Source organism: Dyadobacter sp. 22481, from assembly GCF_052044875.1.
GTDB classification, from domain to species: domain Bacteria; phylum Bacteroidota; class Bacteroidia; order Cytophagales; family Spirosomataceae; genus Dyadobacter; species Dyadobacter endophyticus.
Genome location: NZ_JBQENV010000001.1, coordinates 1388496 through 1412127, shown reverse-complemented (window position 1 = coordinate 1412127; position 23632 = coordinate 1388496). Strand labels below are relative to the sequence as shown.

At 49.1% G+C, this 23632-nt stretch carries 12 protein-coding genes; 3 read left to right on the top strand and 9 right to left on the bottom strand.

What is annotated here, in order from left to right:
• The first annotated feature begins 28 nt into the window (after positions 1–28).
• Positions 29–1486 (top strand): tetratricopeptide repeat protein, encoded by a 1458-nt coding sequence (locus ACTJJJ_RS05450; RefSeq protein ID WP_426294499.1) that lies wholly within the window; start codon positions 29–31, stop codon positions 1484–1486.
• Positions 1487–1922: 436 nt separating this feature from the next.
• Here the strand turns inward: ACTJJJ_RS05450 and ACTJJJ_RS05445 are convergent, their stop codons facing one another.
• From ACTJJJ_RS05445 to ACTJJJ_RS05425, 5 genes are all read right to left on the bottom strand, one after another.
• Complete coding sequence (locus tag ACTJJJ_RS05445) at positions 1923–2807, bottom strand: hydroxypyruvate isomerase family protein (protein ID WP_440701620.1); 885 nt, start codon at positions 2805–2807, stop codon at positions 1923–1925.
• A 25-nt stretch (positions 2808–2832) separates the two neighbouring features.
• Positions 2833–3729, bottom strand: a complete 897-nt coding sequence (locus ACTJJJ_RS05440) for a hydroxypyruvate isomerase family protein (protein ID WP_188929840.1) — start codon at positions 3727–3729, stop codon at positions 2833–2835.
• 240 nt (positions 3730–3969) lie between these two features.
• Positions 3970–6666: a c-type cytochrome gene (locus ACTJJJ_RS05435; RefSeq protein WP_440701619.1), complete on the bottom strand. Its 2697-nt coding sequence runs from the start codon at positions 6664–6666 to the stop codon at positions 3970–3972.
• Between the two features lie 248 nt (positions 6667–6914).
• Positions 6915–8426 (bottom strand): RagB/SusD family nutrient uptake outer membrane protein, encoded by a 1512-nt coding sequence (locus tag ACTJJJ_RS05430; protein ID WP_188929843.1) that lies wholly within the window; start codon positions 8424–8426, stop codon positions 6915–6917.
• Between the two features lie 39 nt (positions 8427–8465).
• The gene (locus tag ACTJJJ_RS05425) at positions 8466–11711 is read right to left on the bottom strand and encodes a SusC/RagA family TonB-linked outer membrane protein (RefSeq protein WP_188929845.1); all 3246 of its coding nucleotides are present in this window, start codon (positions 11709–11711) and stop codon (positions 8466–8468) included.
• Between the two features lie 582 nt (positions 11712–12293).
• Between ACTJJJ_RS05425 and ACTJJJ_RS05420 the strand changes: the two genes are divergently transcribed.
• Together ACTJJJ_RS05420 and ACTJJJ_RS05415 are read left to right on the top strand one after the other, a co-directional pair.
• The gene (locus tag ACTJJJ_RS05420; RefSeq protein ID WP_440701618.1) at positions 12294–13715 is read left to right on the top strand and encodes an MBOAT family O-acyltransferase; all 1422 of its coding nucleotides are present in this window, start codon (positions 12294–12296) and stop codon (positions 13713–13715) included.
• Positions 13716–13745: 30 nt separating this feature from the next.
• Complete coding sequence (locus ACTJJJ_RS05415) at positions 13746–14615, top strand: hypothetical protein (RefSeq protein WP_440701617.1); 870 nt, start codon at positions 13746–13748, stop codon at positions 14613–14615.
• A gap of 14 nt (positions 14616–14629) precedes the next feature.
• On the opposite strand, the gene ACTJJJ_RS05410 is transcribed toward ACTJJJ_RS05415, so the two are convergent.
• From ACTJJJ_RS05410 to ACTJJJ_RS05395, 4 genes are all read right to left on the bottom strand, one after another.
• Positions 14630–16057: a DUF1501 domain-containing protein gene (locus ACTJJJ_RS05410; protein ID WP_440701616.1), complete on the bottom strand. Its 1428-nt coding sequence runs from the start codon at positions 16055–16057 to the stop codon at positions 14630–14632.
• 187 nt (positions 16058–16244) lie between these two features.
• Positions 16245–18554 (bottom strand): DUF1549 domain-containing protein, encoded by a 2310-nt coding sequence (locus ACTJJJ_RS05405; RefSeq protein ID WP_440701716.1) that lies wholly within the window; start codon positions 18552–18554, stop codon positions 16245–16247.
• 320 nt (positions 18555–18874) lie between these two features.
• Positions 18875–20380, bottom strand: coding sequence for a RagB/SusD family nutrient uptake outer membrane protein (locus ACTJJJ_RS05400; RefSeq protein ID WP_426294509.1), 1506 nt, complete (start codon positions 20378–20380; stop codon positions 18875–18877).
• 11 nt (positions 20381–20391) lie between these two features.
• On the bottom strand, positions 20392–23625 hold the full coding sequence (locus tag ACTJJJ_RS05395) for a SusC/RagA family TonB-linked outer membrane protein (RefSeq protein ID WP_440701615.1): 3234 nt from the start codon (positions 23623–23625) through the stop codon (positions 20392–20394).
• Positions 23626–23632 lie beyond the last annotated feature (7 nt).

Genomic DNA, 23632 nt, shown 5'->3' with positions numbered 1-23632 from the left:
CAATCAATCACAACCAAAGTTAATATTTATGAAAAAACTGTTTTTTGTTTCTGCACTTAGCCTGTTCGGCTGTGCTGCGATAGCGCAGGACGCTGTGAACAAGGCTTTGGTAGATGGATTTCGTAAGGAAAAGGAGAAAAGCGATAAAGATGCCAGTGACCCGAAAGCAAGTGCCAAAGCCGCTTTTTGGCTGGAACGCGCTAAACTTTATGAAAACATAGCCCTACAAGGTTCAGAAGTAGATTCTAGTGCAGCAAAAACGGCTTTGGAAGCCTATAAAAAGGTTGTTGAGCTGGATGTTACGAAGAAAGGGGAGCCAGGGAAATCATCAAAAGAAGCTGCGAATGTTATCGCCGGCGGTGAAGGAACCCAGCTTTTCAATGCATTCGTAAAACAAGGTGCGGAAAAGTACCAGGCTAAAAACCTGAACGGTGCCTTGGAAATGTTCCAGGCTGCCCAACAGATCAACAAAAAGGATACTTTGGCATCGCTTTATGGTGGTATCGCGGCACAACAGCTTGATAAAAAGGATGTTGCAAAGGCATCATTTGAAACATACGCAGCGAACGGCGGTAAAGATCCCAGCGTATTCTACGGTTTGGCGCAGCTATACCGTTCTGAGCAGAACTTCGACAAAGCGGTGGAGACTTTGAACAATGGTTTGAAACAATCTCCGGGAAACAAGGACCTGAAAGCGGAAGTTGTTAACATTTTGCTGGCCTCAGGTAAAGAAGATCAGGCAATCAAAGAACTCGAAGCTTTGGCAGTAGCCGATCCTAAAAACACCCAAAATGTGGTAAACCTGGCTATTCTGTACGATAACATGTACAGAACATCTACCGACAAAGTGAAGCAATTGAACGGTAAAGTAGGTTCGGGTAATAATGCAGTTGCAACCGCTACAAAGGCACTGGATGCCGAAAAAAGTAAGATCGAAGTCTACGACGGCGAAGTAAAACGTATCGGAGCGTTGATCAAAAAGCAGCCAAAAAATGCCGACCTGAAACGCCAGCTTGCTGATGTGAACGCGAAGAAAAAAGAAAGTGTAGAAGCGATTGCTAAACTGGAAGGAGAAGTAAAAGCTGCACAGGAAGCTGCGAAAGGACAAGACGTAGCCGCATTGGAAAAAGAACTTGCTGATGCGAAAGAGAAACAGAAAGAAGCAAGCGAGAAGGCGGTACTGAATTATAAGAAAGCACTGGAAATCGACGCAACTAACTACGACGCGCTTTACAACCTTGGTGTATTTTATTTCAACGAGGCTGTGCAGCTGAAAGGCGAAGTTGATAACATGAATATGACCGAGTACCAGCAACGTGGCAAGGAAGTTGAAGGTCGTGTTTGCGGTAAATTCAAAAAAGCAAAACCATACTTCGAAAAAGCAATCCAGGCTAAGGACGAAGCGGAAGCTAAGGACAACCTGACCAACCTGAACGGCGTTTTGGAACAGTTCGCTGCAAAAGGGGTTGCTTGTATTGAAGAATAGTAAATGTCACGAAGCTCTTGCTTCGCTTACAAGATAGAAGAGCGCATCGGGTAATCGATGCGCTCTTCGTTTAAGAATGTTTATTTAACATAATATAAATTATACAACAGATCGACTCAAAAGTATGAGAGTATGGGACCGCTTGACAATTACGACGATCTGTAAGTAAGCTTATACTTGATGGGCACTAGATTTTGCTATCCTGTCCCAGATATCGAATCGTAAATTTTGTGAAAATCTCAGGCTGCGTGTTTAATGGTTTCTCTGAGTTAATTCACTGTAATTGAGCATTATTTGAAGGCTTTTGCAGTCTTCAAAATTAACCTGTGGAAATTCAAAATTGCCTGGAAATGCTGATTTGAAGGCTTTTTGAGCATTTCAAACAGCATTTCCAGGCAATTATCAGAGGAAAATCTCAAAATACTTTGCTTCCGTATCACGCAATATCGCAAATCTTCACACACTGCGCCAAAGAAGCCAGCGGCTCGCGCTTCGGAATGAACTCCTGCGCGACAAATCCGTTGAAACCGGTTTCGACGATCGCTTTCATGATCGCCGGGTAGTACAGTTCCTGGCCTTCGTCGATTTCGTTGCGACCGGGAACGCCGCCGGTGTGATAATGGCCGATGTATTTGTGGTATTGCTTAATGGTCGCGATAACGTCGCCTTCCATGATCGACATGTGGTAAATGTCGTAGAGCAACTTGAAGTTTTCCGAACCAACCATTTCACAAAGTCCTGCACCCCAGGCTGTGTGGTCGCACATGTAGTCGCGGTGATTGACTTTGCTATTGAGCAACTCCATGATCATCGTAATGCCATGCTTTTCAGCTGACGGCATCAGGCGGCGCAGACCAACGGCACAATTCCGCATACCATCGTAGTCGGACATGCCGCGGCGATTTCCCGAAAAGCAAATGACGGTTTTATAACCAGCTTCTTTCAGTTTTGGAAAAATGTCCTCGTAACTTTTGACAAGTTCATCGTGCAAGGCCAAGTCGTTGAAACCTTTTTCGATACCCATACCTGCGCCGTTAGGCAACGCGCACGTGAGCCCGTACTTTTTCAAGGTCGGCCAGTCTTCCGGTCCGAGGAGTTCTATGGACGTGATCCCGATCTTCTTGCATTCCTGTGCGAAAGTGTCGAGCGGAATTTTACCGTAGCACCATTTGCAAACCGAGTGGTTAATCTTACCATTCAGTTTAGCACCCAGTACTGATTCAGTTTTTGCGAAAACTTCCGAAATGGACATCATTCCGGCAGCTGCTCCTGCGGCTGTTCCCGCTGCAATATTTTTTAACGCGTTTCGTCTCGTTGGCATAGTGTAAATTATTGAATATCAGTCTTTAAGAAATATCGCAAATAGTAACCCCCTGTTTCAGCGAAGCCAGATCGTCACCACGGCTCGGGATAAATTCCTGCCCTACGAACCCTTTGTAACCCGTTTCTACAATGGCCTGCATAATCGCCGGATAATACAGCTCCTGCGTTTCATCGATCTCATGCCTTCCGGGTACGCCGCCTGTATGATAATGGGCGATGTATTTGTGATACTTTTTGATCGTCGCCACTACGTCACCCTCCTGGATTTGCATGTGGTAAATATCGTAGAGCAGCTTAAATTTTTCTGAACCAACCGCTTCGCAAAGGGCTGCCCCCCACTCTGTCCGGTCGCACATGTAGTCTTTATGGTTGACCTTGCTGTTGAGCAACTCCATCACCAATGTTACATTATGCTTTTCTGCCGTTGGAATCAGTTTGCGGATCCCTTCGGCGCAATTACGAATTCCGTCATAATCCGACATCCCACGGCGATTTCCAGAAAAGCAAATGATCTTGTCATAACCCGCAGCGCGTACTTTGGGGATCACATCTTCAAATCCCTTGATCAGTTCCTCGTGATTTTTCGGATCGTTGAAACCCTTATCGATGCTGCGCGTAAGACCTTCGCCCCAGGGCAATGCACAGGTAAGCCCGTATTTTTTAATGACCGGCCATTCTTCCGGACCAAGCAGTTCGATAGACGTGAGCCCGATTTTTTTACATTCCTGTGCAAACGTATCCAGTGGAATTTTGCTATAACACCATTTGCATACGGAATGATTGATCTTTCCATTCAGCTTAGGGCCAAGCGCCTTTTCTGACGCGGCAAACGCACTGGCGAGAGAGGTTGAAAATGTACCCAGGCCCGCTGCCGCTGCCATACTTTTAAGTGCTTTCCTTCGATTTGAGAGTGACTTCATTTATCAGTTGACTATCTAAATATACTATTTGACCATACGCGCACTGCGCCCCCTACCCTTTTTCAGCAACGAACGTGTTTGTATATACGTTATATTTGCTGATCGTGTTCTATTTTGCAGTATCTATAAAAAAGTAGTGATGCTACCGGATCCGTATTTGCTTTGAAAGCATCAGGACCAACACGCAGCACCACTATCTTAAGCCTAATTAATTATAATCTACTCAAAAATTCATGTGATCTATTTTCCGCTTTTCGGCGCTCCCGACTCGGAATAGATCGGATTATTTTTGTTACCGCCTGCCATCAGATAAGCTACCAGGTCTCTCAGTTCGTTCGGGTTCAGACCGTTGATCAGGCCGGGAAGCATCATAGACACCGGTGATATTTTGCTGGACACAACGTCCTTCTTAGCTACCTTGCGGATAGTTTTCGTGTCGAACGGGTTTTGAGATACGTAATAGAAATTAGCATCCTGGTTTACCTCGCGGCCTACGATCGACTGTCCGTCTTTCATTTGGAATGAGATCGAGGCATATTGGTCAGACACCGCTTTATCGGGTTCGATGATCGCTTCGAGCATGTCCTTCACAGAGAAGCGGGTTCCAAGTTGTGTCAGTTCGGGACCTACATCGGCACCTTGGCCCTGGATAGTATGGCAACGGCTGCAAAGAACGGCTGAAAAAATCTGCTTGCCGCGCTCGAAATCACGGTTGCTAAGGCTGTCTTTAACGAGTTCAACCGCCTGGTCAACTTTCCAGCCACGTCCCGGACCTTTGGGCGTGTAGAGCTTCACGAGATCGTTTCCGGTTCCGGTAAGTAATTCAGAGCCAGATAGTTTGTTAAAGTAAGCCACTTTGTCGCTCGGTACGTTTTTCAATGCAAGCTGACGGGCCTTGTCAATGAAGCCGATGTAGCTGCGTCCGCCCTGATAGCTGAATGCTTTATGGAACCATTTGAAATACTCTTCGCGGGATGCAGGTGTCCACCCGGTTTTAGCACTGCTTAGCATAATCGCGTAGAACGTTTGCTGCTGCGGCGGCATTTTTTCCAGCAAACCAGCCAGGTCGAGACCATATTGCGGGTTACGGAGGATCAGGTCGGCGGAGGCGGTTACCATTTCATTGTCCTTATCATCGAACTTCTCGTTTTTAGCGATCAACGCAAGGGTCTTTTCAACTACTTTTGGTGCTTCGATGGTTACAAGTATTTTGGCTAAGAATCTGTTTTGCAATGCATTAGCAGACGGATATTTGGGATTCAGATAAGCGATCAATGCAGCTTTCGTCGCAGCATCCGGTTGGCCGGCGCGGTACAAGATCACTTCCACAGCACGCAACAGCGCTTGTTTGTTAAGGTCGTCGAGCTTCGCGTAATCGATCGTTATCAGTTTTTTCAAAAGGGGCCCTCCTACCTTTGAGGAATCACCCTGGCGGCCCAATGCGATGGCCGCATAAATGATCGATTGCGGATCTTTCTCAGCGTAAACTTTGCTTTCCCACTGACTTACAGGCTGGTGTTCAATAGCCAACCGGCCCGCGTAGCGTAGGAAACGGTCCGGGCTTTTCAACAATGGCCACGCCTGGTCGATCGCTTTCGGATCTTTCTTAACATGGTACTCTTCAATGGCGGTACGTTGCTTGTGCTCGCTGGTAACAACCGGCGTTGCAGTGTTGGAGCCTGGTGCAATGTTCTTGTAGTCACCATAATACACACGGTAAAGATCCGATTCCAGACGACGACCGCCGGTCAGGAAGTACAGTGCGCCGTCAGGTCCGATGGCGCCGTCGGTCAATGGAAGCGGTGCGCCGGAGAGGAACTCTTCATGGTCAGCAGTGTAAGTCGAGCCGCTTGGTTTCAGGTGCAAACCGTGCACGATACCAAAACTCCAGTCGAATGCGAGCAATGTGTTTTTGTACTTCGCAGGGAAACGCGCGTCTTTCAGATAAATAAGGTTGGTTGGCGATCCTTGTCCGATGTTCATGACCGGCGAAAGGAAATCGGCAAATGCAGGCGAAGTGTTGGCAGAACCTGTTCTCCATCCGAATTCACCACCGCTTACCGCATGGCAAACGCGGGTTGGACGATACCAAGGCGTTCCGAAATCCCACTCCATATCCGAGTCATAAGCGAAAAGGTCACCCGCTTCGTTGAATGCGATATCATAGGGGTTACGGAAACCGGCTGTGTACAATTCCCAGTTTTTTCCTTCGGGATCGGTATGGGCAATCCAGCCTCCCGGAGCATTACGATCCGTCGCGTGGCCGCGCGGGTCTTTAATGAACGGGAACAGGTTGTCGTTTTTCCAGTTCGGCATCAAACGATAAATATCCATCTGTGGCAGGTCGGTGAAGTTACCGGCCACTACGAAAAGCGATTTCTGATCGGGCGCCATTACAATACTGTGCGGACCATGCTCGCCCTCGCCTTTCAGCGGCTTGATGAGCGTGATCTTGTCGTACTGATCGTTGTTGTCGGTGTCCTGCAAACGGTACAAGCCGCTTCCTTTCGGGAAACGTGCATTCGACCGGTTGTTGATCATTACGTAAAGGCTATTGAATGCGTAGAGCAAACCGTGCGCATATCCCATCGCAACTTTCGCGGTATCTCCTTCGATTTTAAGTATCTCAACCTGAGGCTTGTCGGTAGAACCAATTGCCGGCAGCACCAGACGGTACAGTCCGCCATACTGGTCGGAAGTGATCATCCTTCCCTTGTTGTCGAAGGTCATGGATACCCACGAGCCGTTCTTTTCTTCCGAAACACTATATAAATGATCGGCCTTGAAGCCATCCGGAAGTTTCAGTTTGTCGACCTTTGAGCCGGGAGGACGGTGTTTGGCAGTTCGGTTGCTTAGCATCACTCCACAGAAGACCCCTACGGCGAGCAGTATCGCGAGCGTCATCGGAAGTTTTGACCATTGTTTTGTTGTGTACATTTTACAGCTCAGAGTTTAAGTAAATATGATTGATAAAAAAGGATGAAGCGCAGGAGGGGTTGGTGATTAAGTATCCTGGTTCTTAAATAAAGCAAACTAAAACTTCAAATAATCTGATATTACAATATTAGATCGAAACATCGGTGAGACTATCCTGTTCTGTGGGGTATTAGGCCGATTAGTATGATCATAATGAAAAAAGTGCAGCGAGCTTGCGCCTGCTGCACTTTTTTATTCTTTTGCACCCATCAGAAATGTGGCGTCAATGCAGCTTCAACAGCAGGCAGACCATAATAGTCATCCAGTACCGTGAATGCATTTGGCGGAGGCACAGCGCCTGTCTTGAAGTAGTATGCCTGCGGATTCGCTTTCACCTTGGCACCATAAGCCCCGATGATTTCCTTCACGCGACCCGTGCGGGTGAGGTCGAACCAGCGCTTGTTTTCAAATGCCAGCTCTATTCTTCTCTCCTTGAAGATCGCCTCGCGCATATCTGCCTGGGAAGCAGCTTTGGTTGCGGCCAGACCGGCACGTGCGCGAACCTGGTCGATGTAAGTAGCGGCGTCGGCCGGTTTACCTTGTTCGTTCAAAGACTCGGCGAGGAAAAGCAACACTTCGGCATAGCGGTAAACGGGCCAGTTCTGACCGGTGTTGTTATGCAGTGAATGTTGCCGCGCGTACTTTTTGATATAAGGATAAACCTTGTTGTCGTTCAGGGAGCCGCTCAACGTTACGGAACCGATCGAAATGTCCTTTCTCTTGTCACCGGTTTCATATGCCGCGATCAGATCGGGCGTAGGAATGTTGTTACTTTCCTGAGAAGTCGGTTGGGGATTGGAAGTTCCTGTAATCGGCGCGATTTCAGCAGCAGTGATAGGCGACGGAATGAAGCGGTAAATTTGGTTACCGTTATAGCCCGAAGAACCTTCCATATACTGGATCTCGAAAATAGACTCCTTGTTATTCTTGTTACCGGTTGTGGTAGAGAAAGCATCGTTGTAGTCGGGCATCAGTGCATACTGCCCGCTTGCTACGATTTCTTTCAGCAAAGGCTCAGCGAGCGCCCACTTTTTCTGGGTAATGTAAAGATTGGCCAAAAGCGTCTTGGCCGTACCAGAAGTAACACGACCAGCTTCCTGTTTGGCTTTATCATACAGGCCGGTAATAGCTTCCTTAGCGTCTTTTTCAATTTGCGCATAAATCTCCTCGGTAGTCGACAAAGGCAGTGGCGCATCTTCGCGGCTGGTCACAGGCACCAGGTGAAGCGGTACTTTACCGAATAGGCGTACGAGATCGAAGTAGGCAAATGCCCGCAGGAACAATGCTTGTCCTTTGAGGTTCCCTTTCGATGCCGCATCGAAATTGACGCCGTCGATCAAGGCGATGATCTGATTAGCACGTGCGATGACCCGATAGTTCAATCGGTACTGAACCAGCACGTTGTCGTTCGCCGTAACCCCATTTGCGGTCGGTACCGCAAAGTCAGCCACGTTTTCGGTAGGGTCCACCGCGCCGTACAATGTGTTCCGGGCGTAATAGGTGTTATCCGAATGCATTTCTTCTAAAACCCACGCACGCTCGTTGTACATCTGCCGGAACGGTTCGTAAGCCGCATTGACAGCCTGCTTGAAGTCGTTTTCAGAGGTAAAGAAGTTGTTGGAACTCAATGCAGTTTCCGGGTTCACCGTCAGGAAGCTGTCACCGCAACCGGTAATCATGCCCGCCGCCAGAATCCACGCTGCTATATATTTTGTTTTCATTTCTATCGGAATTAAGATGAGCTATTTTACAAGTCAGGCTTAGAAGTTCAGGTTCACACCGAGCGTCCATGTACGTGGCACCGGGTAGTTTGAGAGGTCTATACCCTGGCTCAGGTTACCGCCATCGCCTTGTCCGTCACCTTGTGCGCTGGTTTCAGGGTTAGGTCCGCCCCAATATTTGGTGAAAACATATACCTGCTGTACGCTCGCATACAAGCGCGCCGATTTGAAAAACTTATTGATACCACCCAATTGATAACCAAGCGTAATGTTTTTGAGTGTAAAATAAGAAGCATTTGCCAGGAAGTGAGAGCTTGCCCAGTCGCGTTCGATACCGGTGAAGTTACCGCCGTTATTGGTAGCACCGTACATGCCTTTACCTGGTGTGATCACTGTCTGGGCCTCTTGCGCGCCGGTTACGGGGTTCGGTCCGTTTTTCACGCGGAAGCGGTCTTTGGCCCCTGCCACCATATTGAATACACCGTCGAGGTTGGCAGTGCTGTACAAGTGGCGCACCCATAGCTGGTTACCCTGCGATCCCGATCCTGTGATCGATAGATCCCAGTTTCCATAGCTGAAAGTGTTGGTAAGACCGTAGGTGAATTTGGGGAACGGGTTACCGATGATGGTCCGGTCGTCGGCATCACCACCGTTGGTAATCACGCCATCACCATTCACGTCTTTGAACTTGATGGTACCGATCGCCGAGCGGCCTGGAATGATCGGACTGCCCGCCAGTTCTTCTTTGCTCATGTAGAAACCTTGTTTAACTAGACCGTAGAACTGACCGAATGGTTGACCTACCTGCGTAATGTGGAATGTACCATACACGCGGTCGATACCCGGTGCAAGTTCCATTACTTTGTTACGGTTGATCGAAATGTTCGCATTAGTTGTCCATTTCAACTTGCCCATGAGGTTACGGGTGGTAAGCGAAAATTCATGTCCCCAGAATTTGATCTCTCCGATGTTGTCGTTATAGTTGGTAAAACCTGATTCCTGCGGAACCTGTACCGCGTAAAGCAGGTTGGTGGTCCGTTTGGTGTAGAAATCGTAAATGAACTGGATGCGGTCGTTGAAGAGCCCCAGGTCAAGGCCTGCGTCGAATTGCTTGGTAGTTTCCCAGCCGAGGTTGGAGTTCGAGAGCGAAGTCACCTGTGCACCGGTGGCCACCGTGCTTCCGAAAACGGCGTTGGTCGTGTTGTTCACCAAAGCATACTGCGTGTAGTTACCGATGTTGTTGTTCCCAATCACCCCGTAGCTCGCGCGGAATTTGGCAAAGGAAACTTTCGGGATCGACTGCATGAAGTTCTCGTCCGAGATTACCCAGCCCACCGATGCCGACGGGAACGTACCCCAGCGGTTGTTCGAGCCGAAGCGTGAAGAACCATCCGCACGTACCGCAGCAGTGAAGAGGTACTTGCCTTTGTAGTTGTAAGTCAAACGTGAGATGTACGACATCAATGCCCATTCATTGGCACCGTTGAAAGTGTTGGAACCGGAAATGCCGTTCACGTTAAAGTTTCCACCGCGGTCGATGTTGATTGCACCCTGGATAGTCGGAAGGCGGTCATCGGTGTAGGTGTTAGCCGTGATACGGTCGAACTCCTGACGGAAACGTTGTTGGGTAAAACCAGCCAGCAATTCGAAATTATGCTTTTCATTGAAGCTGTGGCTGTAAGTTGCCAGGTTTTCGTTCAGCCATGAGAAGTTCTGATAGTTCTGACGGATCGAAACGGCAGTGGTTGGAATCGGGACGTTGATCGCGCTCGTAGCAGTCGACGGGTTGAAAAAGAAGAACTTATTGCTCTCCATTTCCACGTTCAATGTCGATTTCAACGTCAGGCCTTTGATCGGGTTGTACTGGATATACGTGTTACCCAGCAACTTGTTGATCTTCGTTTCATTGGTAAGCTCATTGGCGGCGCGCACCCAGTTCGGGTAGTTGAAGATATTGCCCGTGCTTCCAGGGAACGTATTGAACTTCGTCAAATCGCCGTTGGCATCGCGGATCGGCATCACCGGCCACGTATGCAATGCATTGAAGAGCACGCCCGTTCCGCGGTCACCGTCGGTCCTGGGGGTATTGTCATATACAAATTGCGGGGCGACATTGAAGCCGATTTTCACTGTGTTGGAAATGTCGTATTCAGAATTCATCCGCAGTGAATACCTTTTATAGTTGTTATTCAAAACAACCCCTTTCTGATTGAAAACCCCGGCCACGAGCGATGTGCGCATGTTTTCCTTATTAGAGCTGATACTCAGGTTGTAGCTCTGGATCGGTGCCGTGCGAAGCAATGCGTCGTACCAGTCGTTGTCTTTGCCACGGTATTTGGAAGGATCCTGGAATTCGGCAGGTACTGTTTTGTTCTCATCTTCGAACATTTCTTTTTTGAACTGCGCGAATTCTTCTGCATTCAGCATTTTAACGCGACCTCTCATCGGTACTTTCTGAATACCGGCAAAAGCACTGAAACTAACGCTCGTCTTGCCCGGTGTACCGCGCTTGGTCGTGATCAACACAACGCCGTTAGCTGCACGCGAACCGTAAAGAGACGTCGATGCGGCATCTTTCAGAATGGTAATGTCCTCTATTTCATCCGGGTTCATCTGACCGATGGTACCGGTGATCGGAAAACCGTCGATCACGTAAAGCGGGTCGCTACCAGCGGTAACCGACACCTGCCCGCGTATACGTACAGACATCCCCTGCCCCGGCTTACCGGTCGTTTGGTTGATCTGCACCCCCGCAAGACGTCCTTGCAGTTTTTGAGTTACCTGCGAAACAGGAATATCTTTCAATTCCTCACTTTTGACGGTTTGCACCGAACCTGTAATTTCCTTTTTCAACTGGCTACCATAACCCACCACCACGACCTCTGTCAGCGCTTTGGCGTCAGGAGCGAGTTTGATATCGATTGTGGAGCCCGCTCCGACAGGAACTTCCTGCGTGAGGAAACCGACTGACGAGAAGATGAGTACCCCACCCCTGTCAGGAATGTTGATGGTATACACGCCGTCGGCATCGGATACCGTTCCTGTCGTGGTACCTTTGAGGACCACGCTCACACCCGGCAGTTTTTCACCGGTGTCGTCGGTAACCTTTCCCTTGATCGTCCGGTCGGCGGTGACATTGCTGCTTACAACCAGCGGGTTAAGATTGATACTATTATCGGCCATTGCATTGAATCCGCAAGCAACCCCGATGAGCGCCTGGCCCACGGAAAGTTTCAGGATCGAATTCAATCGTGCACAATAAGGAGATTGGCGAAATTGATTCATAAGCTTCATTTTTAGATTTAGTAATTAGCAGAGGCCCGGAGCATTGTCCAAAACATCCGGGAGGCAAGGTTAATCGGTTAAGCTCTCTATTCTCATAGTCATCGGTTTAAGTGAACATATAGTCGGGTTGGGAAAATGCAGAGTTTGTTTGGCCTGAAAGTTGGCAGTGCTATCGTTGATGAAGATTGGAGTACTCTAAGAAATAAATGTCTTTGTGACGTATAAAAGACAATTATTCATGCTTAAAGTAATATTTATGCAATACTAGAAGGAATGCAAGAACAGACTGTCCTGCTGTGTCTGGTTTTGATTAATATTTAATAAACATGAGTTTTTTGGATATATCTTATATTAAGGAAGGGCTTTTCAGGAGGATGCAGGGGGCATGTCGCGGTCGCTCTGCTGGCTGCACGGAGGGTTTTTGCGCGTGGGCGTATAGCATCTTGCGGTCGCCTTGTGGATTTTCCTAATCCTTAAAATCAATTGATTGCCCCGGTGACTAAGATTTTGTTACGAGTTTACATATTTTAGCATTTATTTAGAGCCTTTCGCCTACCAATCTTTTTATCAGTTTCGGACCATATGTTGTTCAATAGTTTTGAGTTTCTCACACTAACCATAGCATCGTTTGCTATCTACTACTTATCCATTTTCAGGCGTTACCAGGTACAGATTCTCATAGTGGCGAGCCTTATATTCTACGGATATGCCAATCCGAAGTTGCTGTTACTATTTCTGTTTTCCGTCCTGATCAATGTCATATCAAGTTACAGCGTAGTATACGGAAAGCGCAGCACTCAAAAAACTGTATTGACGATTGGAGTTATTTTTAACCTTTCCATACTTGCGTTTTTTAAATACAGTCCGCTGATCGGCAGCACTTTTTTTAATACAGGTAATGGAATAGGCGCATTCCTGATTCAGATACCGCTGCCTGTTGGAATTTCATTCTTTACATTCGAGGGGATAACCCTGTTAGTGGATGCATATCGGGGAAGGGATGAAGCCAAGTCAGAAAACTTAGTGATACCATCCCTGGGAACACATGCAATGCATACAACTTTCTTCGTCGCATTCTTTCCCCATTTGATCGCCGGTCCCATTCTGAAGGCGCATCATTTTCTGCCGCAAATCAAGGAGAAGTTTTTTAAGGATATTCCGTGGGAGTTTTGTTATCGCAATCTGGTTACCGGATACTTTCTCAAAATGGTGATAGCGGATCAATTAAGTCAGCATACTTTTTGGATCCAATACCCCTATTTCGAGGTGAAATCGTCAATTGAACTGATTGTTTTACTGTTTGGTTACTCGATACAAATCTTTGCTGATTTTGCAGGCTATTCTCTCATCGCGTTGGGTATAGCTGGCTTGTTTGGCTATAAGCTGGAAAAAAACTTTGATTTTCCCTACATCTCGACGTCTTTCTCTGAGTTCTGGCGCCGGTGGCATATTTCATTGTCGACTTTTTTGAAAGAGTATCTGTATATACCGCTTGGTGGTAACAGACGTGGGCCTTTTCGTACCTATTTGAACCTGTTTGTTACTATGCTGCTGGGGGGGCTTTGGCATGGAGCCGCGTGGAGCTATGCTATCTGGGGAGCATTTCATGGATTCGCGCTGGCAATAGAGCGCTTTGTTAAGGATCATGGAAAGCAGAAAGATAAAGCGATGCCGGTTTTTATGAACATATTATCCGGCCTTCTGGTCTTTATGTTTGTCACCTTTGCATGGCTGTTCTTCAAATTGACTAACATATCGGACGTCGTCAAGTATGTGGCGGCGATTTTCAATAATACTCATGTGGCTCCGAGTATGAGCTCGATGGCTTACGTGCTGATGTATTCGCTGCCCGTGATCGCATACCACTTGTTGTATTTAAGTAAAAATCTAATGCCTGATGTCTTGCGCTGGTCAAATTTTGAAGCTTACGCTCACGGCCTGATGTTGTTTATGATCGTGACGAACAGCGGTATTAGCGGTGATTTCATCTACTTTCAGTTTTAGCACATACTGTCTTCTTAAATCTTCCATTAAGTGAAAAAGTCTTTATTGTTCTTCGTTGTTTTGGTTGTTCTTTATGAAGTCTTCATTCGTAGCGTTGACGTGTGGTGGACTTTGGGCCAGAATCAATGGCATGCCAACCGCATTGTAGCTAACAACTTCGTATTTCGCACCAGGGAATATGCTAATGTGATGGTAGGTTCGTCCATGGCGGCCCGGCTGACCAATAAAATTTCAAAAGACAGCTTGCCAGCCGATCTCTATAATTTATCCCTGAACGGCCAGTCGCTTTTTGATGGCTTGCTGATTCTCAAGGAATCCGGCTGCGCGCCCAAAAACCTTTTCATTGAAACCAATGTGTTAATGCGGAACGAAGACCCTGAACTTCACAGCGCAATTTTTTCGCCCGTGACAATGAATCTAAAAAAATATATCAAATCGTGGCGCGACAACTACCAACCGATTGAGCTGCTATATCGAATACGTTCGAAGAAACCCACCAATGCAGACCTTCTCAGTCAGGTGGAGGCTCCAAGGGATGAAAAGAGCTATAAAACAATGCTGGCAGTGCAATTGGAAAAGAACAACGTCCCTCTGGAAGAAAAGGCCTTGAAAAAACAGGTTGAAAAATTGAAGGAACTTGTTTTGTACTTTCAAAAGAAAGGCAGCCACGTGGTACTGTTTGAATTGCCTGTCGATTCGTCTTTATGCTATGCCAAGCAGGTTACACAGAGCAGGGCAGCAATTAAGGAAGCGTTTGTGCCTATGAAATGCGATTTCATTCAAGTCCCTTCCTGTAACGAGTACAGAACGACGGATGGCACGCACTTGGACGTACCATCCGTCTACACCTATCTACACTATTTCAGGAATGCAATAGGCTCTTTTGCAGAGCCCAGGTAACGCGCACCGGAAAATCACACCAACAACTCCTTCACGGCCAAACCCTTCCCGTCGGGAGTTGTATAGAATGGCCGCTTTTCAATTTCGTATTGCGTATCCGGCGGGATGCCCAGTGCATGGTAGATCGTCTGATGGATTCCGTCGATCTTGACCGGGTTTTCGATGGTTTTGCAAGGGCGTTCGTCGGCGGTTTTGCCGTAAACAAAGCCCTTTTTGATCCCGCCGCCAAACATGAGCATCGAGCAACCATCCGTGAAATGGCGGTGCATTCCGTAGAATTTGAGATCAGAGAGAATGTCCGGCTGGGCTACCTGCTCTTTCACTTTCGCGTCCGGGCGACCTTCCACCATCATATCGCGGCTGAACTCGCTCGCAAGCACGACCATCGTACGGTCGAGCAAACCTTTTTCGTCGAGGTCTTTGATAAGCTGGGCAATGGGTCCGTCGATCTGCTTTTTCATATCCTGCAAACGCGTATGGCCGTTCTCATGCGTATCCCAGCCCTTGAACGGCTCGTATTCGGTGGTAACACTAATGAACCGCGCGCCTTGTTCGGTTAACCGGCGGGCCAGCAGGCAGCCCAGGCCGAAGCGGCCGGTGTTATAAATGTCGTAACTCTTTTTAGGTTCGGTGCTGAGGTCGAATGCTTTCGATTCCGGTGAATTGAGCAGTGCATAGGCCTGTTCCATCGAGCGTTTCAACGATTCGCGCTGATAATCACTGCCAAACTCTCCTACCGGGCTGTTGTTGATCAATTCATTGTACAGCTGATTGCGCCGCTCGAAGCGTTTGGCGTCCATCCCCACTGGCGGGCGCACGCTGTCGAGGCCCTGGCTTGGATCGGGAATAAAAAACGGCCCGAACTCGTTGCCGAGAAATCCGGCGGTATGAAAGGCTTTCAGCTCTTCGGCCTCGCCCACGGTAAAGCGCTGACCGATATCGATGAATGCCGGTATCACCGGGTTTTTGGGCCCGAGTTCCTTGGCAATCCACGAGCCCATGTGCGGTGCTGCCACCGTTTGGGGCGGTTCATAGCAGGTGTGCCAATGATACTGGTGGCGCGAGTGCAGGATGTGTCCCATGTCGGCAGCGACGTAAGAACGGATGAGCGTCCCCTTGTCCATCACCTGCCCTATCGACTGCAAGCCGTCGGAGAAATGGATGCCGTCGAGCTTGGTGGGGAGCGATTTGAATGTGCTCAAAACGCGATTGCCTTCCATGTCTTTTTCGAACGGTGTGTAGACTTTCGGATCGAAAGTTTCAGTGTGGGCCATGCCGCCTGCCATCCATAAAAGTATCACTGTGTCCGCCGAAGAATTGGCTCCTGCCTTACCCCTGCAAGAGGTGAGCAGGTTTGATACGGGTGCTCCGGCCGCCAATGCTGCCATTGTAGCTGCACTGGCCCGTTGTAAGAACTCCCTCCTATTCCATTGGATATTCATTTCGGTATTTATTTTAAATGGTTGTATTTCAATAGTTTAAGTCTTAATATGTTTTATACTTTAAATACTTTTGATATTTATAATAAATACTAATTTTTCTATTCTTACTATATATTATAAATGTTTTTACTGTATTTAAAGTCCTATTCATTTGATATTTTAAATATGTTCGGTCTGTATTTCACATTTAATATATCAGCTGAAACTCGGGCACGAGCGCGATCGCCCAAACGAGGTCCTGAATCCCTTCCTCGCTTGGCGTCGGGCCGAGGATCTTTTTGGCTGCGGCCAGCTCTTTCGCTACCGGCGCCCGGCCCAGTGCTTTTCGGTAAAGTGCTGTCACAAGCGAGTCGGATGTTGGGTACTGCGACTTCCAGGCCTTCGATCCCGCTTTGAGCGTCTCGGTGAATTTCGACCCGTTTGTGAGCTCCAATGCCTGGAGTAGGTTCGCCTGGGAAGTTCGGCCGGTACTAACGGTCTCGCGGTTGGGCCGTCCGAGCGAAGTAAGGAATGGATCGTTTTTTACGAAGGCCGCGCGCGGGAACGGCAGGCGCGACTTAATGTCTTCCGGAAGCTTTTTCAACGCGAGCGCCGTGTCGGCATACATTGGCGTGAAGCTCGTGCTGATAGCGTCCGCGAATTGCTCGGCGGTGAGCCTTCTGCGTACCATGCCGGTAAACTTGAAGTCGGAAGCCATAATGTCCCCCGCTTCTTTCGCCGAAGACGACGGCAACTGATAGGTCTTCGATGTGACAATGGTATAAATGAGCTTTTTGACATCATAGCCATTTGTTACAAAGTCCGACGCCAGCCAGTCGAGCAGGTCCTGGCTCCACGGCATATTGTCCATCGCATCCACTGGCTCCACAATGCCGCGCCCCATCAACTGTGCCCACACGCGGTTCACAAGCGCGCGATACAATCTCCCGTCTTTGGGCTGTACGAGGAAATCGGCCAGCTGGCGGAGACGCTGTTCGGTTTTTGCGTTGACTTCTATCTCACCCAGCTCGGGATACAAAATGCGGGTTCCTGCGATTTTGCCGGTTGGCTTGTCGCAACGGTTAATTTCAAGCAAAGTGTCGGCGAAGATGTTCGCAAATGCATAGGCGTCGGCCAGTTTCCAGTCGCTGATGAAACTGTCATGGCAGGAAGCACATTTTAGGTTTAATCCCAAAAATACCTGTGCAACGTTTTGGGCCGCCTGCATTTCGGTGCGTTGGCTGGAATTGATCGTTCCCCGCCATTTAATGCCTTTAATAAAGCCTTCGGATTCTTTATTGGGGCTGATCAGTTCTTTCACAAACCAGTTGTAAGGCTTGTTGTCGAGCAAACTTGCGTAAAGCCATTTGGAAATGCCGAAGCGACCGCCGGTAATGTAGCCGGTTCCGTCGTAATCGTTGCGGAGCGCGTCGTTCCAGAACGTCATCCAATGTTGTGCATAAGCGTCGTTTTCGGTCAGAAGCTCTTTGGCGAGTTGTTCACGCTTGTCGGGACGCGTATTTGCCACAAATGCGTCGACCTTTTCCGGAGGCGGAAGCAGGCCTATAATATCGAGGTAGATGCGGCGGATATAGGTACGGTCGTCCACCACGGGTTTCCAGCTTCCCTTGTTCTTCTGGAAATAGGCATTCACAAAAAGATCGACAGGCTTATTAAGCTCCGCGGTAGCGGCAGGTACCTGTGGGGTGCGCGGTGCGAGTTCAGCTACGCGATAAATGCTTTTTTCCTTGCCATCGGGCCACGGCGCACCTTTCTCGATCCAGAATGCGAGTAGTTTTATTTCTTTATCTGTCAGTCGCTTACCTTTTGTGGGCATCGCTTCCTTATGGCCTTTTGGAAGTGAAATGCGGCGGATCAGCTCACTTTTGTCGGGATGATTGGGCACCACCACGACGCCGTCCTCGCCGCCTTTCATGATGGCGGCTTTGCTGTCGAGCCGGAGCTCGCCTTTCATTTTAGCTTCGCCGTGACAGCTGTAACAGTTGTGCGCCAGGATCGTCCTGACCTCCACATTCAGGTTTTGTATTTGTTCAGGGCTTAATACGCCATTGTTAGTGAGTACAAAGTCAGCTTCTGTCTCCCCTTCAGGCTCCACTGTTTTATCGCCTCCCGGCAATACCTCCGTGAGGTAGTCTTCGCCATGCGTGAGCATCGCGCCATAATGGCCCGCAAATGACACCCCGAACACGGTGGTAAACAACAATCCGCGAAAAAGGCTCCTGTTGCCCGCGCGCAATGTGAACGCGGTAACCACGGAAAGCACCATGGTGGTGATCCCGGCCCAGCGATGGATTTCAAGGTTGGTGCCACTGGAGTCTTCGGAACTGGCGAGCAGCAGGCCGAATGCCACGGCCAGTACCGCACTCGCGGCGCTGATCCACGTGATAATGCGTGTGCCATCACGTAAGACGGTCGATTTATGCTTCCAGTCAATAAGCTCAAAAAGCAATGCAATGCAAAGAAGTCCGATGGGAAAGTGGACCAGTAAGGGGTGCAATCGTCCTAAAAATTGCCAAAGCCAGAAAGTTTCGGTTGCTTGGAGTAACACAAGTTCAAGGGGTTAGTGGTTCAGGAATATCTGCCGGGACATTCCGCAATATCATACAATACTAAAATGCAGCGAAGGGAATAGTATCCTGTTCTGTCTTGTTATAAATAATAAATATTCATGTTTTTCTAAAATGGTTTATATAAAAGGTGTTTTGTGTACGGGGCAGACTATCAGCATTATAACGATCTGCTTCACGGATTAGTTATAAAATTTAACAGGAGGGACATATTGAATGTCCCTCCTGTGCATTAAAACACGCGTACGGATCAATAGCCCGGGTTCTGGGCCAATTTCGGGTTGATCAGAATTTGCGGCGCGGGCAAAGGCAAGAAGTATTCGTTCTCGGTATAGACGTAGTCTGTCGAGTTGAACGGTACATTCCCCCTGGCGACGGTCGGATTCGCGCGTTCCTGCGCACCATGCGCATTCATGAAAGCCGCCCACTCGGCCGGTGTTTTGGTTCTTTTGAGATCAAACCAGCGGTGGTTTTCGAACGCCAGTTCCAGTCTTCTCTCTTTCAAAACAGCCGTTCGGAAGGCCACTTTATCCGCAGGAGCCAGGTCTGCCAGGCCCGCCCGTTTCCGGATCTGGTTGAGATATCCCAAAGCTTCGGCAGTCGGGCCGGATTGCTCGTTGATCGCTTCCGACAGCATGAGCAGCACATCGGCATAGCGCAGTACAGGCCAGTTGGAATTGGTGCGGTTCACGATCGTATGCGGGTAGCTGTATTTGATCACGTAGGGCACCTTGTAAGTGGTGGTATCCAGTTTGAAATTGGGTTTCAGGGAAAGATCTTTCCGCAAATCACCCTTTTCGTAGGCAGCCATGATGTCGTTGGTAGGCACATTCCGCCCGCCATTGGTGCCTGCCGCGAAGCCTGTCACGGCCCCCTTCGATACCCTCGGTGCGAACACGTATTGGAAGTTACTCCACTCTCCCAGGTCGTTATCGCCCTGGTACTGGATTTCGAAAATGGATTCAACGCCGTTTTTCTTAGCGGGAGACGGGTCGAAATTGTCGGCATAGTTTGGATTCAATGCATAACCGAGCGTTGTTACTTCTTTGAGTGTCGCAGTGGCGTCAGCATATTTTTTTTGCGTCAGATATGCCTTGCCTAGCAAGCTCAGTGCAGCGCCTTTGGTAACACGGCCCTTGTCGCCTGCCGCGGTGTACTTGGCCGGTAATGCTGCGGCAGCGTCTTTCAGGTCCTTCTCAATTTGTGCCCAAACGTCGGCCTGCGGCGAGCGTACCAGGTCAAATGCCGGGTCGGGCACAACGAGCGTGGATGTAACGATGACCACATCCCCGAAATACTGGACGAGGTTAAAATACATATACGCGCGAAGGAATTTGAGCTGTCCTTCCACCTCTTTTCTGCCGGGTTCGCTCATTGTTGCGTCCACCATTTTTTCCAACGTGAGGTTGCAATTGTACATAGCGGCATAGTAGTTATTCCAAAGGGTGGCTATTTCGCCATTTCCCGAGTTCACCGTAGCAAATTCAAATGCCTCCCAGCCGCCGGCGCCACCACGGTCAGACGGGTTTAGATCAATGGTCGTATTATCCGTCTGAAACTCGCCAAATAGATAGCCGGTGTTTGTTACGACCTGTATCTGGCTGTACACACCGCTTAGCGCCTGCTTCACTTGTTCTTCGTTTTTATAGAACAAGCCGACGCCTACTTTGGTGGGGTCCGTCTGGTTGAGGAAATCTTCGCTACATGACGACAGACACAGCGCCAGTGCGATTCCAAGTATCGTTGCTTTTTTCATCTTCGTCAATTTTAGAAGTTAACTTTAAGGCCTGCGGAGAACGTTCTGGGTACCGGATACGACTCATCGTCGTTGTTCAGTTCGGTACCGGAACGCACACCCGCATCGGGGTTGTTGCCCGGATACTTGGTGATCAGCAACAGGTTGGCCGCATTAATGAAAATCCGCGCATCCGACAGAATACCGCCTAATTTTGGAAGCGTATAGCCGATTGTGACGTTTTTAACCCAGGTATGGCTTCCGTCGTACACGTAGCGCTCGCTGCTCTCGCGTGACCATTTGAAATAGTCGGTACCGCCTTGCGAATTCTTCGCGCCTGGGTTGGAGCCCGGGTTTTCAGGTGAACGCCAGCGATCTTTCGCCTTTTCCAGCACGTTGAAAACGCCGTCCATGTTCATCGTCGAAGCCTCGATGTTCCGGTAAATGTCGAATTTATGGGCGCCCATCAATAACACACTCACATCGAAGCGCTTGTAGTCAACTCCAACAGTCCATCCCCAGTTGAATTTCGGGTTAGGATTACCGATTTCGGTCATGTCCTTGGTATCGTAAGAAACGATTCCGTCGGGGCCGCCGTCGGCTGCACCATGGAGGTCGGCAAACTTCATAGCCCCTGGTATAGCACCTTCCTGAACCGGCGAAGCGTCGATTTCTGCCTGGGTGTTGAAAATTCCCAGTTTTCTATACCCGAAAATCATCCCGATCGGCCGGCCTACTTGCTGGATGTTATAACCGCCGTACTGGCTTCCCTGAAGTATAAAGTCGTTTTGCCCCCGGATCGCCAGGATTTTGCTGCGGTTGAACGTGATGTTGGCATTAGTCCTGAAATTAACCTGACCGATCTTCATCCGATAGCTAGCCGCGAGTTCCACCCCTTGGTTCTGAACTTTACCGAGATTTTTCAATGTCGAAGTGAAGCCGGATACCGCGGGGATGCTGTAACCCAGGAGCATATCATCCGTAACCTTTTTGTAGTACTCGGCAGTAAAGACAAGTCGGTTGTTGAAAGTCGAGAGATCGAGCCCGATATTTAGCTGATTTGATTTTTCCCAGGTCAGCTCGGAGTTTGCAAACCGCGTTACCGTTTTCCCTGAAGCCAATGTGTTATTGAAAACATAGTTGTTCAGACCGAGGAATGCGAGGCTGGCGTAATTACCATCGTCGCCCGCATTTTGCCCGGTACCGAAGTTGTTATTGGCACTTACCTGGTAGGTATTGTTACCGGTCATACCCCAGCTACCGCGGACTTTCAGGTCGGTGAGCCATGCCGCTTTTGGAATAAATGGTTCTTCCGAAATTCTCCAGCCAACCGATACCGCCGGGAAATTACCGAACTGGTGTCCTTCGCTGAAACGGGAACTTCCCTCGCGACGAAACGACGCGGAGAGCAGGTAACGGTCTTTGAACGAGTAGTTCAAACGCGCCAGGTAGGCAAGCATTGTCCATTTCCGCTCCATGGAATTGGAGGAACGGATCGTTGCATTGCCGAGGAATGGCGCAAGATCGTCCGGGAAGGTGTTGCCTGAGCCGTACAAGCCCTTAACGATCTCTTGTTGGGCAGTGTAGCCTACCATGGCATCCATGTGATGGTTTTCACCAAAATTCACGTTATAAGTCAGAAGCTGGTCGGCGGTGTAGTTGCGCAGTTCTTCCACATCGTCGCGTTCCGAAGCAAGCCGCGGAGGCGCGCCGTTGGTGCCTGTGGCGATCGCAAGCCCGATCGTTGAAGGTACATATTCCTTGTACTTGTTATAGTTGATCTTCGCGTTCACGGAGGTCCTGAATTTCAATCCCTTGGCGATGTTGAAGTCAATGTATCCATTAGCCAGGACGTCGGCGATGTTCCTGCTACGGTCGATGGCTTTGAGCAGATAAAGCGGGTTAGGGAAGCCGAAAATGTCGCCGACCCCGTTGTAGTACGGGATCAGATCACCTTTCTGATCATAAGCCGGATACCGTGGGTCGCTGATGAGCGTCAGGCCCACCAATGCGCTCCGTCCATCCGTGGCTGCGAGGCTCGACCGAGAGTAGCTCCCTGCGATATTTACCCCCATGGAAATGAACTTATTAATGTCGCCGGCGAGGTTGGTACGGACGGAGGCGCGATCGTAGTCGGTGTACTTCAATGCACCTTCCTCCTTGTAGTAACCTATGGAAACCATCGATTTGATGGGGCCTTTTCCGGACGACATCGACACGTTTACATCCGTGTAAGCGGCGTTGTTGTTGAGAATCAGGTCAAACCAGTTGGTCGAATATTTAGTGTCTGCCGGATTTCGGAAGTCAATGGGAATCTCCTCATTGGTTGGCTGTCTTTTTTTGTCGAGTACAAAACGTCCGATGAAAACCTCCTTCTTGAATTGAGCAAAATCCTGGCCGTTCAACACCTTGGTCTTTCTCGAATTCGGGACATTCTGAATCCCGTGGTCGACGGATACGTTCAGGCTTGTTTTACCTTCCTTGGCGGATTTCGTGGTGATCAGCACTACGCCATTCGAACCCCGGGCACCGTAAATGGCAGTTGAAGCTGCGTCTTTCAGTACCGTGATGGTTTCTATATCGTTAGGGTTCAGGTTTTGCCCAACGGAAATACCGACAGGAAATCCATCGATTACATACAATGGGTCGCTACCGGCCCCGAGTGAACTGATACCGCGTACCTTCACTTCGAACTGCTGGCCCGGCGTGCCGCTTTTTTGTTTGATAATTACCCCCGGTGCCTGGCCCTGGATCATCCGGGTGACGTTCGATTTAGGGACTTCTCCAATATCGTCCATATTGATGTTGGATACTGCCGAAGTAATGTCGCGCTTGCGCTGGGTACCGTAACCCACCACGACCACTTCTTCCAATGCTTTGTTATCCACGGCTAATTGAACGTCCAAAGTAGTCTGATTTCCCACTGAAATCTCTTTTGGTACGTACCCGACGAAAGAGAAAACTAAAAGTGGGCTTCCAGATTCAGGTACGTTGATAGTGTAACGGCCCTCCGTATCGCTCACCGTCCCGGTGCTGGAACCTTTGACAACGATACTTACGCCGGGGAGTCCGGCGCCATTTTCATCAGTAACTTTCCCGGCCAGGGACCGGTCGGCGGTCACCATAATCGGGTCCTTCATCGGAGCGGCAGTTGACGGGGCCTGGTGGAAGCCTGCGAGTGCGACACCGAGTAACACCTGGCCGAGCATCAGCTTAGAAAGCGGACGCAGCCCGATGTTGAATCTTAATTGTCGAGGTTGATTCATACGTCTA

Excerpts from the sequence above, each read along its gene's own strand:
- ACTJJJ_RS05425 (WP_188929845.1), bottom strand. The coding sequence starts at position 11,711 with ATGAATCAATTTCGCCAATCTCCTTATTGTGCACGATTGAATTCGATC.
- ACTJJJ_RS05450 (WP_426294499.1), top strand. The coding sequence starts at position 29 with ATGAAAAAACTGTTTTTTGTTTCTGCACTTAGCCTGTTCGGCTGTGCT.
- ACTJJJ_RS05395 (WP_440701615.1), bottom strand. The coding sequence starts at position 23,625 with ATGAATCAACCTCGACAATTAAGATTCAACATCGGGCTGCGTCCGCTT.
- ACTJJJ_RS05420 (WP_440701618.1), top strand. The coding sequence starts at position 12,294 with ATGTTGTTCAATAGTTTTGAGTTTCTCACACTAACCATAGCATCGTTT.
- ACTJJJ_RS05430 (WP_188929843.1), bottom strand. The coding sequence starts at position 8,426 with ATGAAAACAAAATATATAGCAGCGTGGATTCTGGCGGCGGGCATGATT.
- ACTJJJ_RS05435 (WP_440701619.1), bottom strand. The coding sequence starts at position 6,666 with ATGTACACAACAAAACAATGGTCAAAACTTCCGATGACGCTCGCGATA.
- ACTJJJ_RS05410 (WP_440701616.1), bottom strand. The coding sequence starts at position 16,057 with ATGAATATCCAATGGAATAGGAGGGAGTTCTTACAACGGGCCAGTGCA.
- ACTJJJ_RS05440 (WP_188929840.1), bottom strand. The coding sequence starts at position 3,729 with ATGAAGTCACTCTCAAATCGAAGGAAAGCACTTAAAAGTATGGCAGCG.
- ACTJJJ_RS05445 (WP_440701620.1), bottom strand. The coding sequence starts at position 2,807 with ATGCCAACGAGACGAAACGCGTTAAAAAATATTGCAGCGGGAACAGCC.
- ACTJJJ_RS05400 (WP_426294509.1), bottom strand. The coding sequence starts at position 20,380 with ATGAAAAAAGCAACGATACTTGGAATCGCACTGGCGCTGTGTCTGTCG.